Annotated in this window: 2 rRNA genes; both read left to right on the top strand. The window is 55.0% G+C overall.

Features of this window, described 5'->3' with window-relative positions:
* Positions 1-141: ribosomal RNA gene (locus AC1DD5_RS25780) — 23S ribosomal RNA — on the top strand; the annotation flags it as partial.
* A gap of 184 nt (positions 142-325) precedes the next feature.
* Positions 326-442 (top strand): 5S ribosomal RNA (rrf, locus tag AC1DD5_RS25775).

Genomic DNA, 442 nt, shown 5'->3' with positions numbered 1-442 from the left:
CTCGCTTCAAGATGAGATTTCCATACACAATTTGTGTGAGAGGCCCCCAGCCAGACCACTGGGTTGATAGGCCGGATGTGGAAGCGAGGACTAAAGACTCGTGAAGCTGACCGGTACTAATAGGCCAACAACTTACACCACACACAAAACACTGCACGCGTCCACTATGTGGTTCCCGAACAACAAAACCCGTTGTCAGGAACAAAAACCACAACTAAATACACAACACCACAGAACCCTCAACACCGAGGGAACACACATGTTGTAACCAACAGTCTTCCCACCCCCGCCACCCAAACCGGCACAGGGGAACGGGTAACAAGGTTACGGCGGTCATAGCGTGGGGGAAACGCCCGGTCCCATTCCGAACCCGGAAGCTAAGACCCACAGCGCCGATGGTACTGCACCCGGGAGGGTGTGGGAGAGTAGGACACCGCCGGAC

It is taken from the genome of Paenarthrobacter sp. 10L420, from assembly GCF_056395385.1.
Note: the sequence above shows the minus strand (reverse complement) of the source record. Positions and strands in the feature narration are given on the sequence as shown.